15 protein-coding genes are annotated in these 14,661 nt (G+C 74.2%); 7 read left to right on the forward strand and 8 right to left on the reverse strand.

The window, feature by feature from the left end; all coding sequences use genetic code 11:
* Window positions 1-138 precede the first annotated feature (138 nt).
* Window positions 139-888, forward strand: coding sequence for a trimeric intracellular cation channel family protein (locus BLU55_RS13390; protein WP_197680990.1), 750 nt, complete (start codon window positions 139-141; stop codon window positions 886-888).
* On the opposite strand, the gene BLU55_RS13395 is transcribed toward BLU55_RS13390, so the two are convergent.
* The 4 genes from BLU55_RS13395 to BLU55_RS13410 all read right to left on the reverse strand — a co-directional run bounded on the left by BLU55_RS13395 (window position 885) and on the right by BLU55_RS13410 (window position 3,564).
* Window positions 885-1,817: a dihydropteroate synthase gene (locus tag BLU55_RS13395; RefSeq protein WP_091730564.1), complete on the reverse strand. Its 933-nt coding sequence runs from the start codon at window positions 1,815-1,817 to the stop codon at window positions 885-887. The genes BLU55_RS13390 and BLU55_RS13395 overlap by 4 nt on opposite strands.
* Window positions 1,814-2,560 (reverse strand): dihydrofolate reductase family protein, encoded by a 747-nt coding sequence (locus tag BLU55_RS13400; protein ID WP_091730567.1) that lies wholly within the window; start codon window positions 2,558-2,560, stop codon window positions 1,814-1,816. The genes BLU55_RS13395 and BLU55_RS13400 overlap by 4 nt, the downstream gene beginning before the upstream one ends.
* Window positions 2,561-2,584: 24 nt before the next feature.
* The gene (locus BLU55_RS13405) at window positions 2,585-2,857 is read right to left on the reverse strand and encodes a PDDEXK family nuclease (RefSeq protein ID WP_157682855.1); all 273 of its coding nucleotides are present in this window, start codon (window positions 2,855-2,857) and stop codon (window positions 2,585-2,587) included.
* A gap of 155 nt (window positions 2,858-3,012) precedes the next feature.
* Window positions 3,013-3,564, reverse strand: coding sequence for a cysteine hydrolase family protein (locus BLU55_RS13410; RefSeq protein ID WP_091730569.1), 552 nt, complete (start codon window positions 3,562-3,564; stop codon window positions 3,013-3,015).
* A gap of 229 nt (window positions 3,565-3,793) precedes the next feature.
* Between BLU55_RS13410 and BLU55_RS13415 the strand changes: the two genes are divergently transcribed.
* On the forward strand, window positions 3,794-4,207 hold the full coding sequence (locus BLU55_RS13415) for a VOC family protein (RefSeq protein WP_197680991.1): 414 nt from the start codon (window positions 3,794-3,796) through the stop codon (window positions 4,205-4,207).
* A gap of 135 nt (window positions 4,208-4,342) precedes the next feature.
* On the opposite strand, the gene BLU55_RS13420 is transcribed toward BLU55_RS13415, so the two are convergent.
* From BLU55_RS13420 to BLU55_RS13430, 3 genes are all read right to left on the reverse strand, one after another.
* Entirely contained in the window at window positions 4,343-5,806 is a 1,464-nt protein-coding gene (locus BLU55_RS13420) for an MFS transporter (protein WP_091733916.1), read from the reverse strand.
* Window positions 5,807-6,151: 345 nt separating this feature from the next.
* Window positions 6,152-6,970, reverse strand: a complete 819-nt coding sequence (locus tag BLU55_RS13425) for an IclR family transcriptional regulator domain-containing protein (protein ID WP_091730572.1) — start codon at window positions 6,968-6,970, stop codon at window positions 6,152-6,154.
* 37 nt (window positions 6,971-7,007) lie between these two features.
* Window positions 7,008-8,501 carry an amidohydrolase family protein gene (locus BLU55_RS13430; protein WP_091730574.1) on the reverse strand — a complete coding sequence of 498 codons (1,494 nt, stop codon included), beginning with the start codon at window positions 8,499-8,501 and terminating at the stop codon, window positions 7,008-7,010.
* 265 nt (window positions 8,502-8,766) lie between these two features.
* Here BLU55_RS13430 and BLU55_RS13435 point away from each other — a divergent pair, with 265 nt between their 5' ends.
* From BLU55_RS13435 to BLU55_RS13455, 5 genes are read left to right on the forward strand one after another with little or no spacing between them, the layout of a single operon-like run.
* Window positions 8,767-9,975 carry a CaiB/BaiF CoA transferase family protein gene (locus BLU55_RS13435; RefSeq protein ID WP_091730577.1) on the forward strand — a complete coding sequence of 403 codons (1,209 nt, stop codon included), beginning with the start codon at window positions 8,767-8,769 and terminating at the stop codon, window positions 9,973-9,975.
* Window positions 9,972-10,784 carry a citryl-CoA lyase gene (locus BLU55_RS13440; protein ID WP_091730580.1) on the forward strand — a complete coding sequence of 271 codons (813 nt, stop codon included), beginning with the start codon at window positions 9,972-9,974 and terminating at the stop codon, window positions 10,782-10,784. The genes BLU55_RS13435 and BLU55_RS13440 overlap by 4 nt, the downstream gene beginning before the upstream one ends.
* A 31-nt stretch (window positions 10,785-10,815) precedes the next feature.
* A complete protein-coding gene (locus tag BLU55_RS13445) occupies window positions 10,816-11,679 on the forward strand; it encodes a DODA-type extradiol aromatic ring-opening family dioxygenase (protein ID WP_091730582.1) in 864 nt (287 codons plus the stop codon).
* A complete protein-coding gene (locus BLU55_RS13450) occupies window positions 11,676-12,035 on the forward strand; it encodes a hypothetical protein (RefSeq protein ID WP_091730585.1) in 360 nt (119 codons plus the stop codon). Before BLU55_RS13445 ends, BLU55_RS13450 begins: the two co-directional genes overlap by 4 nt.
* Before the next feature lie 12 nt (window positions 12,036-12,047).
* A complete protein-coding gene (locus BLU55_RS13455; protein ID WP_091730587.1) occupies window positions 12,048-13,028 on the forward strand; it encodes a zinc-binding dehydrogenase in 981 nt (326 codons plus the stop codon).
* Window positions 13,029-13,038: 10 nt separating this feature from the next.
* On the opposite strand, the gene BLU55_RS13460 is transcribed toward BLU55_RS13455, so the two are convergent.
* A complete protein-coding gene (locus tag BLU55_RS13460) occupies window positions 13,039-14,538 on the reverse strand; it encodes an FAD-dependent oxidoreductase (RefSeq protein ID WP_091730590.1) in 1,500 nt (499 codons plus the stop codon).
* Window positions 14,539-14,661: the final 123 nt, after the last annotated feature.

Raw genomic sequence — 14,661 nt, forward strand, 5'->3', positions numbered from 1 at the left:
AGCCGGCGGGCTTGTCACAGGATCGGGGTCAACGGACAGGTTCCGGACAGCCGGGTCTCGCTCGACCATGACCAGGCCGCGGATACGAGTCGCGCTTCCGGGTTGGCGCCGACCGGTCGCGCACGGTAGGCACGGGGGGTGGACGTGGGCGTGGACGGGCAGGCGGTCAGCGAGGTCTTCCGCGTCCTCGACCTCGCCGGCGTGCTGGCCAACGCCGTGCTGGGCGGGGTGATCGCCCGGCGGGAGCGGTTGGACCCGATCGGGTTCGTGGTGCTGGCGACCCTGACGGGCCTCGGTGGCGGGTTCATCCGCGACACCCTGCTGCAGGCCGGACCGCCCGTGGCGCTGACGGACCCGGCGTACCTGCTGACGGCGCTGGTCGGGGCGGCGATCGCCTACTCGCTCCGGGTGGAGGGCCGTGCCTGGGACGGCACCTGGCCCGTGGTCGACGCACTGGCACTGGGCTGCTGGGCTTCGGTCGGTGCGCAGAAGACGCTCGACACCGGGCTCGGCTGGCTGCCCGCGATCCTGCTCGGCACCATCACCGCGACCGGCGGCGGGCTGGTGCGCGACGTGGTTCTGCGGCGGGTGCCGGGCATCCTCGGCGGCAACACGCTCTACGCCACCTCGGCCATCGCGGCGGCGGCGACGCAGGTCGTCACGACCGCGCTGGGGTACCCCGTGGCCGGCTCGCTGGTGGCCCTGGTCGTCGGCGCCGGTCTGGTGCTGCTCGCCCGCCGACGCGGCTGGATGCTGCCCGACGCGGACGCCTGGTCGCGGGCCGTCGCCGTGCGCTCCCGAGCCCGGCGAATCGCCGAGCGGGCCCACCCGGTGCGGCGGCTGCGCGACCGGCGTCGTGCCCGGCACCAGCGCGACGGCGAGGGCTAGGACCGGTCAGGACGCCGGGGGGGCGGCTCGGTGGGCAGCCCCCGGAGGGCGTCGAGCACGACCTTGACCCGGGGGATCTCGTGGGTCCGGTAGATGCCGGTCTGCCCGAGCGAGGCCAGCACGGCGAAGAAGCCCTCGGCGGTCCGAACCTCCTCGCCGAAGAGGTCGATGGCGCTCGGCAGGGCGTGGCAGACCGGGACGCCGAGCGCGCGCAGGCGGAAGGTCTGGAGCAGGACGGCCGCCTGGTAGCGCGCCCGGTCGACCGGGTCGGGCAGCCACGAGAAGCCGAAGCCGATGCCGGGGTCGACGGCCACGCTCGGCACGCCCATCGACCGGGCGTGGGCCACGCGGGCCTCGAACTGCTCGAGCATCACCGGGAACGGGTCGGCGGCGACCGGGTGCTCGGTCGGGTCGTGGAGGTCGCGGGCGTGCGTGCCGACGATGTGGCACATCACCACCGAGGCGCCGTACGACGCGGCGAGGCCGAACATCTCCTCGTCGTCGGACGAGCCGCTGAGGTTGAGCACGGCGGCGCCGGCCTTGAGGCAGGCATCGACGACCGAGGGGTGGTAGCTCTCGACCGAGACCGCGACGCCGGCGGCGGCGAGCTCCTCGATGACCGGCACCATCTGGTCGGCCTGCTGCTGGGCGGTCACCCGGTCGGCGGCGGCGTCGCTCGACTCCGCGCCGAGGTCGACGACGTCGGCGCCCTGGGCGGCGAGGACGCGGCCGCGGCGTACGGCGTGCTCGCGGGAGCTGGAGACGCTCTCGCGGTACCACGAGTCGCGCGAGAGGTTGACGATCCCCATCAGCGCCGGGCGCGCATCGGTGTCGAGGCTGTGGTCGCCGATGAGGAACGGCGCGACCTCGTGGTCGAGGTCGTCGCCGTGCTCGGCGACCAGGGCGGCCAGGGCCTTGAGGTCGATCACGCGTTGTCCCTGCGGACGTAGCGCGACATCAGGAAGTCGTCGGCCGCGATCACGTGGACCAGCTCGAAGCCGCGCGGGTCGGCGAGCATGTCGGTGGGCGGCGTCTTCTCCGTGCCGACGAGCATCGGGGAGAACGTCAGGTCGGCCTCGTCGAGGCGCCCCGACGCGGCGGCGTCGCGCAGCAGGGTGGGTCCGCCCTCGCAGACGATGCGCCACAGGCCGCGCTCGACGAGCCGGTCGATCACCCACGACACCTCGACGGTGTCGCCCTCGGCCTGGACCACCTCGCAGCGCTCCCGCACCTGGGCGAGCCGCTCGGGGTCGGGGTCGGCGGTGGTGAACACCAGTGGCGTCAACGTCGAGCCGGTGAAGCCGTCGTCGCCCAGCGGCAGCGTCAGCGAGCCGGAGACGACCACGATCACGGGCGCGTCGGCCTGTCCGGCGGCGACCCGGCGCTTGGCGTCGTCGTCGGTGGAGTGCAGCGGGCCGTACTCCTCGGCCTTGAGGGTGCCGCCGCCGACGAGGACGGCGTCGGCGAAGCGGCGTACGGCGGTGAACACCTCGCCGTCGGCGTCACCGGTGATCGAGCCGCTGAGGCCGTCGCCACCGGCCGCGGCGCCGTCGAGGGTGGCGACCATCATCGCGCGGACGTACGCCTGCCCGGCCCGCTCGGGCCAGGGGTAGTGGTCCGGCAGGTCGGTGCTCGCCACGGGGCCGCGCTGGGGGCCGTAGATGATCTCCACCGGGACAACATAGGCAGGCGGTCCTCACCCCTGTGGGTGACCTCCACCCGGGTCGGTCGGGCTGCGGCTCGGGACCCGTTGACGGTAGGCGTCCTCGACGAGGTCGCCGGCGTGCTCCGGCAGCTCGTGCTCCCAGACCCGCACCACGTCCCAGCCGGCGGCGTGGAGCTCCTCGTCGGTGCTGCTGCGCCGGTTGCCGGGCACCGTGACCTGGACGCGGTAGCGCAGGCCCCGGCGGTGCAGCTCGGAGCGCAGCGCGATCTCCGGCCTGGTGTCGCGGCGGGCCAGCGTCGACATCTTCGAGGACAGCGCCGCGCCGGGCTCGACGCGGTCGGGCTCGGGGGCAGGCAGGGGTCCTCCTGGGGGGTCGACGGGCTCCGGCCTCGGCCCTTCGAGACAGGACGTCGTCCTTCCTCAGGGACCGAGGGGGCGGTCAGGGTCCGATGGGGCGGTCAGGCGAAGGCGACCTCGTCGGTCTTCACGACGCCGGTGGTGCGGCCGGGGGCGGAGGTGAAGCCCCAGTACATGTTGGTGAACTGGATGACCTCGGCCGGGGGGATGTTGCCCCACTGGGTCATGTCCTGGGTGGTGTGGGCGTCGGCGACGAGCGTGACGTCGTACCCCCGGGCCAGGCCGCCGTGGAGGGTGGAGCGGATGCAGGCGTCGGTCTGGGCGCCGGTGACCACGAGGCGCCCCACCCCCCGCTCGGCGAGGACCTGCTCGAGGTCGGTGTCCTCGAAGGAGTCGCCGTAGGTCTTGTCGACGAGCGGCTCGTCGTCGCGGCGTTGGAGCTCCGGGACGTACTGCCAGGCGTCGCTGTCGCGCGGCATGCCCTCGTCGTGGTGGGCGACCCAGACGACGGGGACGTCCTCGGCGCGGGCCTTGTCGACCAGGGCGGCGATGTTGGCCACGACGGTGTCGCGGTCCTCGGCGCCCTCGGTGACGTCCTGCTGCACGTCGATGACGAGCAGCGCGGTCTTCGGTCGGTCCTGCAGGGTGGTCATGGCGGCCTCCGGTCCGCCCCGCCGGATGCGGGGATGCGGCCACGGTAGGACGGGGCACCGACAGTCGTCAGCCCCTGGTGGGGCGGCCCTTCGGCCCTTCGAGACACGACTTCGTCGTTCCTCAGGGACCGAAGGGCCGCGTTCCTCAGGGACCGGGGTCGCGCGTTCCTCGAGGACCGAGGGGGTGTGGCAGGGTCGTGGGCCGTCGGGACGAGCAGAGGAGACGCACGTGCAGGTGACGCAGGTCGGAGCGGCGTACGCCGTCGCGGAGCCCACGGAGGCGGGCCGGTGGTTCGCCGAGCACCTCGGGTTCGAGGTGCTGGTGGACCTCGGGTGGTACGTCAGCACCCGTCACGCGGGCTGCGAGGGCCTGCGGGTCGACCTGGTCGCGCGCGACCACGAGACCTGGGTCGAGCCCGCCGACGGGGTGCGCGGCGCGATGCTGGCGCTGGTGGTGACCGACGTCGACAGCCACCACGACCGGCTGGTCGCCGCCGGCGTCGAGGTGCTCGAGCCGCTCGTGACCGAGCCGTGGGGTCAGCGCCGGGTGCAGCTGGCGGGCCCCGACGGGCTGGTGGTCGAGCTGGTGGGGCCCGTCGAGCCGGACCCGGCGTGGATGGCCGCCCAGGGGCTGGCGGGCTGAGCTCGGCCCTTCGAGACACGACTTCGTCGTTCCTCAGGGACCGGGGGTGGTCGGCCCTTCGAGACACGACTTCGTCGTTCCTCAGGGACCGAGGGGGTGTTCGTTCCTCAGGGACCGAGGGGGGCCGAGGGCGCCTCAGCGGGCGAGGGGCTCCAGGGCGACCGCGGCGCCGTCGGCCTCGGTGGCCGGTGCGTCGTCGGCGGTCGAGCGGGTGACGACCTTGACCACCGGCACCGCTACCGCGACCAGGGCGGCGAGGGCCGAGGTGACGACCAGGACCGAGAAGCCGTGGGTGTAGCCCGACTCGATCGGCAGGCCGTCGGGGCGCAGGTTGGCGGTGACGACGCTGGCCAGCACCGCGCTGCCGAGCGCGCCGCCGACGGTGCGGATGTTGGCGTTCATGCCGCTGGCCACACCGGTCTGCGACTGCGGGACGGCGTCGACGATGAGGTTCGACATGGCCGCGAAGGCCAGGCCGAACCCGAGGCCGAGCACGGTGCTCTCGATGAGCAGGTGCCACACGTGGTCGTGGAAGAGGACCAGCGCGAGCAGGCCCAGCGAGGTCAGGGTGGCGCCGGCGACCAGGACGGCCTTCGACCCGAAGCGGGCGGCCGCGCGGCCGGAGTAGAGGCCGGCCAGGAAGGTGGCGACCGTCTGCGGCAGCAGCAGCAGGCCCGACTGGGTGACCGAGGCGCCGAAGCCGTAGCCGGTGACGTCGTCGGGGGTCTGGAGGAACTGCGGGAGGAAGGCGAACATCGAGTACATCCCCATCCCGAAGAGCAGGGCCACCAGGTTGACGGTCCAGACCGTGGGGATCCGCATCATGCGCATGTCGATGAGGGGCGAGTCGCTGTGCGCCTCGGCGTACACCCACACGGGCAGCAGCACGACCGTGGCGGCGAACAGGCCGACCGTGATCGGCGAGCCCCAGCCCCAGCTGTGGCCCTGGGAGACCGCGAGCAGGAGCGTCACCAGCCACGAGGAGAGCAGCGCGGCGCTGAGCAGGTTGATGCGGCCGGGCGTGCGCTCGGGCGACTCGGGGACGAACCAGTGCGCGGCGGCGGCGGCCAGCAGGGTCATGATCATCGGCAGCCAGAACAGCCAGCGGTAGCTGAGCGCGTCGACGATCGGGCCGGCCAGCACCAGGCCGATGCCGCCGCCGACGGCGAGCAGCGCGGCCGACGTACCGACCGCACCGGCGACCTTCTCCCGAGGAAACTCGTCGCGGATGATCCCGAAGGTCAGCGGCAGCACGCCGCCGCCGACGCCCTGGATCGCGCGGGCGGCGATCAGCACGCCGATGCTCGGGGCGAGCGCGGCCAGCAGGGAGCCGACGGCCAGGGCGAGCAGCGCGACGACGAGCATCCGCTCCTTGCCGACCTTGTCGCCGACGCGGCCGATGATCGGGGTGAAGACCGAGGCGGAGAGCAGGTACGCCGTCAGCACCCACGTGACCGTCGCCTGGTCGGTGTCGAGCGCCGCCTCGATGGTCGGCAGCACCGGGTTGACCATCGACTGCAGCAGCGAGAACGACGCCACGCCTGCGCACAGGACGAGGTACGTCACGCGGTAGTCGGTGCGGGTGTCAGTGCTGGCCATCAGGCGTCCCATCGGTGCGGCGTACGTCGAGAAGTGGTCGCAGGCGATCAACGCTGACCGGCGCCGGACGGTTGTAGAAGTGCAACCACCGGAGATCCATTCCCCGCGGACGTGTGCGGTGGGTCTCGCCGCGAGGGTGAGGCTCGCCGAGGCGCAGGCCGATCGAGGTGCCGGTGGCGTCGTACCTCCGGTGGAGGCACCTGGTGTGGAGCGCGCGGACTCGGGAGAGGTCAACCCCCACCAGAGCCCCGGGAAACCCGTCGCTTCCCGGGCGAAATCGACCCGGGGAAGCAGCGGTTTCCCAGGGGCCCTTGGGAAACCGGCCCCCCGATCCGACCCCCGACCTCACCCCGCTGACGAGTCGGCCCGCACCTCGGCGTGGGGGCGGGACTGCCAGCGGGCCCAGTCGTCGCTGACGTCGCCGGCGGTGCGGAGCAGGTGGGGCAGGTGGTCGTCGAGGAGGGTCCGGGTCGAGGTCTCGGCGGCGTGGACGGTGACGTTCATGGCCGCGCGGACGGCGCCGGTGCCGTCGCGGACGGGCACGGCGACCGAGCGGACGCCCGGGGCGAGCTCCTCGTCGGCCAGGGCCCAGCCGCGGGCGCGGACCGAGACCAGCTCGTCGGCGAGCTGGGCGGGGGTGCGGCCGATGTACGCCGGCAGGCCCGACCGGCTGGGCTCCGCGAGCACCCGGTCGAGCTCGGCGGGGGGCAGGGCGGCGAGCAGGACCTTGCCCTGGCTGGTCTGCGCGGCGGGGAAGCGGGTGCCGATCTCGACGCGCAGCGCGATGATCTTCGGGACCGAGACGCGGGCGACGTAGACGATGTCGGAGCCGTCGAGCTGGGCCATCGACGACGACTCCCCCGTGCGGCCCACCAGCGCCTCGAGGTGGGGCCGGGCGACGTCCCACAGGCCGAGCGAGGCGACGTAGGCCATCCCGAGCTCGATCACCCGCGGGGTGAGCTCGAAGCGGGCGTCGACGCCGCGGACGTAGCCCAGCTCCTGCAGCGTCAGCAGCAGCCGCCGGGCCGTGGGGCGCGCCAGGCCGGTGGCGGTGGCGACCTCGGTCAGCGACATCTGGCGGTGGGCCCCGTCGAAGGCCGCCAGGACGTCGAGGCCGCGCGCCAGCGCCTCCACGAAGTCGGGACCAGAGCCACGACCGGCCATGTGTCCTCCTGGGGTGGGTCTCGACCGACGGCTGACTCTACGAGCCGGCGCCGGAGCCGGGCTCGCCGAACACGCTGCCGCGGGCGCCGTGCGTGGCGTGGGACTTGTAGTCGGTGTACTGGTACGGGTTGTCGAGGACGTCGTCGTCCTCGGGCAGCTGGGGGTTCATCCCGGCCTGCCAGACCTCCTCGCCCATCGAGGAGCGCAGGTGCTCGACCGTGTCGTCGACCTGGGCGCGGACGGCCGCGGCGTCGTACCCGATCAGCACGCCCTCGGACTTCACGACCCGGCCGTCGACGAGCACCGTGTGGACGTCGCCGCGCTGGGCCTGGAAGGCGACGTGGCCGTAGGGGTTGAGCAGCGGGAACGACACGGGCGAGCGGTCGTTCTTGAGCAGCACCACGTCGGCCTTCTTGCCGGGCTGCAGCGAGCCGAGGTCGTCGCGGCCGAGCGCCCGGGCGCCGCCGCGGGTGGCCCAGTCGACGACCTGCTCGGCGCGCAGGTGCACGTTGGTGACGGTGTCGCCCTTGGCGTGCGCCTCGAGGTGCTCGCGCGAGCGGTCGGCGCCGAGCGTGGTGCGCATCGCGGAGAACAGGTCGCTGCTCCACCACACGCTGGTGTCCATCGACAGCGACACGTCGATGCCGTGGCGGCGCAGCTGCCAGGTGGGGGGGTAGCCCTGGCCGGCGCTCTGCTCGGACTCGGTCGAGACCGACGCGGAGCCGCCCGAGGCGGCGATCCGGTGGTAGGAGTCGGTGCTGAGCGTGGCCGCGTGGACGTAGACCGTCTCGGGCGTCATGAAGCCGTGGTCGTGCATCAGCCGGATGCCGTCGTCGTTGGTGGCGCCCCACACGCCGGCGTGGGTGGTGACGGGCAGCCCGAGCTCGCGGGCGACCTCGAAGGCGGGCTTCTCGGGGAACGCCGGGTCGCCGGTCACGTCGAAGGCCAGCTGCAGCCCGAGCAGGTCGCTGCTGCCGCGGTGGCGCTGCAGGAAATCCTGGACGGCCCGGTCGGCGGTCCACTCCCACGGGCCGGCCTGGATGTTGCCGTAGGCCAGCACGAACCGGCCCGGCACCGCCGCCAGGCCCTCGACCGCCGCCTCGGCGTGGTCAACGGTCTGCAGGCCGTGGGACCAGTCGACGGTGGTGGTGACGCCGGCCTCGATCGCGTCCCACGCGGAGAGCAGGTTGCCGGCCCGCACGTCCTCGGGTCGGAACGCCCTGCCGTGCTCGAGGTAGTACCAGACGAAGTACTGCGTCAGCGTCCAGTCGGCGCCGTAGCCGCGCATCGCGGTCTGCCACATGTGGCGGTGGGTGTCGATCATCCCGGGCATCACCACGCCACCGGTGGCGTCGACCTCGTGGGTGCCCTCGGGCACGTCGAGGGCTACGCCGACCGCCTCGATCCGGTCGCCCACGACCAGCACGTCGGCGCCCTCGAGCACGGTGTGCTGGTCGTCCATCGTCAGCACCGTGCCGCCGCGCAGGACGACGGGCCGACCGGGCTGGGGGGTCTCGGGGGCGTGGCTCATGGGGGCTCCTCGGGCTGGGGGCTGTCGCGGTCGGTTCGTGACGGACGCTGGTCCGCTGGGCGGACACCCGACCACTGTGGACGTGACGCCGACCACACGTCAAGGGGGTACGACGAGATTCAACGACCTCCTTGACAGCCACAGACAGGCGCCAACAGACTGACCGGGCCGTACGCCGCCCGCAGCGGACCGACGTCCGCTCGCGGCCCCGGACCACGACCTCGACACCTCACCCGACCCCGCACCGCCTCTCGAAGGAGCGCCGATGACCTCCCAGCCCGAGCTCGCAGCGGAGCCGCGCAGCGGCCCCCTCGCCGGACTGCTGGTGGCCGACTTCTCGCGCATCCTGGCGGGCCCCTACGCCACGATGCTGATGGCCGACCTGGGCGCCGAGGTGGTCAAGGTCGAGGGCCCGGCCGGCGACGACACCCGCAGCTGGTCACCGCCCCTGCGCGAGGGCGTGTCGACGTACTTCCTCGGGGTGAACCGCAACAAGCGCTCGATCGCCCTCGACCTCAAGGACGCCGACGACGTCGCGGTCGCGCAGGAGCTGGCGCGCCGGGCCGATGTCGTGATCGAGAACTTCCGACCGGGCGGGCTGGCCCGCTTCGGCCTCGACTACGACACCGTGGCGGCCGGCAACCCCGGGGTGGTCTACGCCTCGATCAGCGGCTTCGGCAGCGGGCCCGAGGGCGCGAAGCTGCCGGGGTACGACCTCATCGTCCAGGCCATCTCCGGTCTGATGAGCCTCACCGGCTCCCCCGACGGCGAGCCCTACCGCGCCGGGATCTCGGTCTTCGACGTGATGGCCGGGCTGCACGCCACCATCGGCGTGCTGTCGGCGGTCCACCAGCGCCACGAGACCGGGCGCGGCCAGCACGTCGAGGTCAACCTGCTCTCCTCGGCGCTGTCGGGGCTGGTCAACCAGAGCAGCGCCTACGTCGCGGGCGGCGTCGTCCCGACGCGGATGGGCAACAGCCACCCCAGCCTGTTCCCCTACGAGCCGCTGCCGTGCTCGGACCGCGACCTGATCGTCACCGCCGGCAACAACGGCCAGTTCCGCAAGCTGGTCGAGGTGCTCGGCGTGCCCGAGCTGGCCGACGACCCGCGCTTCGCCCGCAACGAGGACCGCACCGCCCACCGCGACGAGCTGCGGCCGCTGCTGGTCGAGCGGCTCTCGACCCGGACCGCGCTGGAGTGGTTCGACGACATCATCGCCGCGGGCGTGCCGTGCGGGCCGATCAACACCGTCGACGGCGGCGTCGCCTTCGCCGAGGGCGTGGGCCTCGAGCCGGTGGTGGAGGTGGGCGAGGGCGAGCACGCGGTGCCCTCGATCCGCAACCCGATCCGGTTCTCCGAGACGCCCCCCGACTACCGCCGCCCGCCGCCGTCGCTCGACGAGCACGGCGCCGAGATCCGCGCCTGGCTGGCCGCGCCGGCCCCCGCCGGCAACGAGAGGGACGAGGACCGATGAGCCACGAGATCGACGGACTGGAGTTCCCCACCTCGCTGGGCACCTCGACGCCCGACACCATCAGCCTGCTGGGCCAGGACCTGACCGCCGACCTGATGGGCAAGGTCGGGTTCGGCGAGCTGGCCTTCTGGCTGGTCGCCATGCGCCGGCCGACCGCAGGCGAGGTGCGGGTCTTCGAGTCGGTGCTGGTCGCGCTGGCCGACCACGGCTTCACCCCGACGGCCATCGCGGCGCGGGTGACGTACCTGTCGGCCCCCGACTCGCTCCAGGGCGCGCTCGCCGCGGGCCTGCTCGGCGGCGGCTCGCGGTTCCTCGGCGTGACCGAGGACTGCGGCGGCTACCTCCACGACGTGCTCACCGCCCACGAGGCCGCCGGCCACCCGCTGCCCACCACCGACGAGGAGTGGGACGACCTCGCGCTGGCCTCGGTCACCGCCACGCGGGAGGCGAAGCGGTTCGTGCCCGGCCTGGGCCACCCGGTCCACAAGCAGGGCGACCCCCGCACCCCGGTGCTCATCGGCATCGCCGAGGAGGAGGGCCTGCGCGGCCCCCACCTGCGGCTCTTCGAGGCCATCGGCCGCACCCACGCCTCGGTGCTGGGCCGGCACCTGCCGCTCAACGGCGCCGGCGTCTGCGGCGCGGCGCTGGCCGACCTGGGCCTGCCCGTCGAGCTGCTGCGCGGCTTCGCGCTGCTCGCCCGCGCGGCCGGCCTGCTCGGCCAGCTGGCCGAGGAGCGCCGCCGCCCGATCGCGAGCGACATCTACCTCACCGTCGACCGCAACGCGGCGTACGTCGACCCCGAGAGCTGACCCCACCCCACCACCCGAGAGGAGCGCCCCGGTGGCCGAAGTCTGCGCCGTCATCGCCTCGACGCACCACCCCTTCTACTACCGCGCCAGCACCGCGACCGGGGCCGACCGGCCGCCGTTCGCCGACGAGTGGGTGGCCAAGATCGAGGCCTTCCGGGAGACGCTGACGCGGGCCCGCCCCGACGTGCTGGTGATGGTCGGCAGCGACCACTTCCACCAGCTGTGGTTGGACAACATGCCGCAGTTCCTCGTCGGCAAGGCACCCTTCTACGACGCCAACTGGTACAACGAGGAGCGCGAGTTCGGGCTGCCCCGGATGCGGCTCGCGGGCCAGGAGGACCTCTCGGCGCACATCCTGCGCCACGGCCTCGACGCCGACTTCGACCTGGCGTTCAGCAACGAGCTGCGCATCGACCACAGCATCACCTGCCCGATCATCACGCTGCGGCCCGAGGCCGACCTGCCGATCGTGCCGATCTACACCAACATCTTCGCGCCGCCGCTCCCGCAGCCGAAGCGGTTCGTGCAGCTCGGCCAGACCATCCGCCAGCTCGTCGAGTCGTGGCCCGAGGACCTGCGGGTGGCCATCATCGGCACCGGCCACCTCTCGCTCGAGCTCGGCGGGCCGCGCCAGTTCGGCGAGCACGGCCCGGACCCGGAGTTCGACCGCAGGGCGGTGGAGTGGATCGCCTCCGGCGACCTCGAGGGCTGCCTCGCCGAGGTCACCCTCGACAGCCTGCACCTGCCGGGCAACGCCACCCACGGCTTCATGGACTTCATGCTGATGATGGGCGTGGCCGGGGAGGGCCAGAAGGCGCACCACGTCGACTCCCTCGACCTGTTCCACACGATGGAGGCCTACTTCACGTGGTACCCGAACGGGGTGCCCCAGTGAGCCGCTACCTGCTCGACAAGTTCCTCTTCACGATCGACCGCGACCCCGAGCTGGTCGAGCGCTACCGCGAGGACCCCGCCGGCACCGTGACCTGGTGGGAGGCCGAGATGGCCAACCGGCTGCTGTCGTGCACGGCTCCCGAGCAGTCGACGTGGCAGGCGTTCACCGACGCGGAGCGGGCGGCGCTCGTGGGCCACGACCACGTCACGCTCTTCGAGATGGGCGCGCACCCGTTCCTCACGCTGACGCTGTTCATCGCCCTGTTCGAGCGCGACCACGGGCCGATGGAGTACCAGACGGCGTACGCCCGGGCGATGCAGCACCTGACGCTCCCCTACCCCGACATCACCACCTGAGCGGGTGCGGTCGTGAGAGCGGCGCTGGTCCACCGGCCCGGTGAGGCGCCGGCCGTCGGGGACCGGCCGGACGCCGTCGCGGCGCCGGGACGGACGCTGGTGCGGACGACCGCTGCGCCCGTCGTGCCCCTCGACGTGCTGGCGGCGTCGGGGACGTCGTACTTCGGGCGGCCGGCGACGCCGTACGTGCCGGGCGTGCAGGGGGTCGGCGTGGTCGTCGACTCGCAGGTCCACCCGGCCGGCATCCGGGTGTGGTGCGCGACGAGCGCCGGGATGGCGCCGGGCGACGGCGCGCTGGCCGAGCTCTGCTCGGTGGCCGACGCCGACGTGGTGCCGCTGGGCGCGGTCGACGTCGGTGACGCGGCGCTGGCGGCGCTCGGCCTGTCGGCCGTCGCGGCCTGGGCCTGCCTCGCCTGGCGCGCCGGCCTGGCCGCGGGCGAGCGGGTGGCCGTGCTCGGCGGGGGCGGCGCGGTCGGCCAGGCCGGCATCGGCGCCGCGCGGGTGCTGGGCGCGGGCCGGGTGGTCGCGGTCTGCCGCGGCGACGCGGCCGCCGCGCGGGCCCGGGAGGCGGGCGCCGACGAGGTGCTGGTGGGCGTGCCCCCGGCCGAGCTGACCGACGCGCTGCGCGACGCCGCGGGCGGCCCGGTCGACGTCGTCCTCGACCCGGTGTTCGGCGAGGTCGCCGAGGCGGCCTGCGCGGCGCTCGGCGACCACGGCCGCCTGGTCAACCTCGGCGGCTCGGCCGGCGACACGGCCCGGCTGTCCTCGGCCGCGCTGCGCAGCCGCTCGATCAGCGTCCTCGGGCACACCAACAACGCCCTGTCCCCCCGGCAGCGGGCCGACGCCCTCCTAGCCGTGGCCGACCACGCCGCCGCCGGGCGGGTGGCGGTGGCCCACCGGGTGGTCCCGCTCGACGACGTCGGCCGAGCCTGGGGCGAGACGGCCGCCGGCCGGGCGGCCCCGCGGTGGGTGGTGGGGTTCGCGGGCCCGTAGGCCGCCCCGGCTACCCCCGCTGCTTGAGCGGCTGGGTGGCCGGACCCTCGAGGACCGCGCCGTCGGGGGCGAAGCGGGAGCCGTGGAGGGGGCAGTCCCAGCTGCGCTCGGCGTCGTTCCACTTCAGGACGCCGCCCAGGTGGGTGCAGATGCCGACGACCGCGCACTGCTCGCCCTCGGGCCCGGTGGTGCGGCCGGTCGGGAGCAGGCCGGCGCGGCCGAGGTCGCCGGTGCCCTCGGGGGCGTGGTCCGGCGCGCGGTGGAGCAGGCCGCGGGCGGCGCCGAGGCCGAGGAAGGCGCCGACGCCGAGGTTCATCCGGGCCAGCTGGAGCGCGCCCCTGGCGCCGAGGCGGGCGCCGTGGAGGGTCTGCGCCCAGGACGGCTCGGCGCCGAGGACCTGGCCGGCGAGGGTGAGGGAGGCGGCGACGGCGTTGGACATGCCCCACTTCTCGTAGCCCGTGGCCAGGCGCAGGTGGTCGCCGCCGCGCGGCACGAGTCCGACGTACGGCAGCGCGTCGGCGGGTGCGTAGTCCTGCGCCGACCAGTGGTGGGTCTCGACCGCGCCCGGGTAGTGCTCGGCCGTCCAGGCCCGGAGCCGGTCGACGTGCTCGGCCTCGGAGCGGGTGCGCCCGACGCCGTGCCCGGCGCCGCCGATCAGCAGCAGCCGGCCGTCGGCGCGGGGGACGTCGCGGACCGAGCGGGAGTCGGAGCCCGCGGAGAGGTACATCCCGTCGGGCGGCGGCGTCTGCTCGGTCGTCCGGAACGCCAGCGCGTAGGAGCGCTGCGCCTCCATCTTGGCGAAGTGCAGACCCCGGTCGAGCAGCGGGCCGCCGGTGGCGAGCACCACCTCGCGGGCGCGCAGCGTGCGGCCGTCGGCCAGGTCGAGCGAGGGACCGCCCTGGATCCCGCCCGCGACGTCCGCACCCGTGACGCGGTGGCCCTGGTGGACCGTCCCGCCGTGGGCCCGGACCTGCGCCACGAGCGCGGCCAGCACGTCCATCGGGTCGAACTGCGCCTGGTCGGCGAGCCCGGTGGCGCGGTGCACCGGGAACCGCTCGTCGAGCCTGGCGTGCAGCGTCACCGGCAGGCCGGCCTCGGCCGCGACCGCGTGCTCGCGCTCGACGGTGACGACCTCGCTGTGCTTCAGCGCGAAGGTGTACGCCGTGCGCCGTTGCAGCGCCACGTCGTGGTCCTCGCAGAACCGGGCCAGCCAGGCCACGCCCTCGACCTGCGCCTGCACGTAGGCGCGCGTGACCTGGGCGGAGTGGTGGCTGCGCACCCGGGACAGGTGGGTGCCCTGGAGCGCGGAGAGCTTGGCCGTGGTGTTGCCCGTGGCCACGGCGCCGACGGTGCGCGCCTCGAGCACGGCCACGCGACGCCCCGCCCGGGCGAGCAGCAGGGCGGTGGTGAGGCCGGTCAGCCCGGCGCCGACGACCAGGACGTCGTGGTCCTCGGCGGTCAGCGGGTCGTCGTGGACGGGCGTCGCGTCGGCGTGCCAGAGGGAGGTCATGCTGCCCCGTGCCCGATCAGGCGGGGTCCACGCACACCCCCGGGGGTGGGCGTGCGGGTGCGTCCGACGGGTACGGAGCACCGTTCGCCGACGGCCACCTCGGTCGCCGTACGAGAGGAGCCC

The organism is Nocardioides scoriae (genome assembly GCF_900104965.1).
GTDB classification, from domain to species: Bacteria; Actinomycetota; Actinomycetes; order Propionibacteriales; family Nocardioidaceae; genus Marmoricola; species Marmoricola scoriae.